Annotated in this window: 1 protein-coding gene and 1 pseudogene; both read right to left on the reverse strand. The window is 75.7% G+C overall.

Annotated features, from left to right (window positions below; translation table 11 throughout):
* A partial coding sequence (locus PV419_RS53035) for a hypothetical protein (RefSeq protein WP_319701271.1) occupies positions 1-240 on the reverse strand: 240 nt, incomplete at its 3' end.
* Between the two features lie 165 nt (positions 241-405).
* Positions 406-569 (reverse strand): annotated as a pseudogene (locus PV419_RS53040) (hypothetical protein); the annotation flags it as partial.

Below are 569 nucleotides of genomic sequence, written 5' to 3' on the forward strand. Positions count from 1 at the left end.
CCGGTCCCGTGCTCGCCGGTGAACGTCCGGCCGACGCCGGGCCGGGCCCAAGGTCCATGTCGACCCGCGGCTGGGCTGAGGAGGCGAGGACCGGGCCGTCGGGTGCCGGGACACCGTCACCTCACCCAGGGTGACGGCCGCGCCCTCGGCGAGCACCCGCACGTCCCAGCGGTGCAGTTCCAGCTCGTCCCCAGCCGCGTACCGCCCAGAGCCGGCGATGCCCCTCAGTGCTGCGGGCAACCGGACGAGGGCCCGCTCCCGAGGCGACCTGCGTCGACCTGGCGCGTGGTGGCGGCAGGCCACCGGCCGAAGTACGGGTGATCGTACCCGGCGAGGACGGTGGCGCTGTCGGCGGTGACCCCACGGCCCGTCTCGTGGCCGCGGCCGTCCCGTCGCGCCATCTCGTCACGGCGTCGTGCCGGCGCCGTCGCCGAGGACGGCCGCTCGCCGGCCGCGCAGGGAGCTGACCCCAGGATGGCCACACCGATCCGCCTGCTGTGCTCGCGCGGCAATGAGTGTGTTGGCCAGGAGCATGGCGATGGTCATCGGGCCCACGCCGCCGGGGACGG

The sequence above is a fragment of the Streptomyces sp. ME19-01-6 genome, assembly GCF_033793745.1.
Classification (GTDB): domain Bacteria; phylum Actinomycetota; class Actinomycetes; order Streptomycetales; family Streptomycetaceae; genus Streptomyces.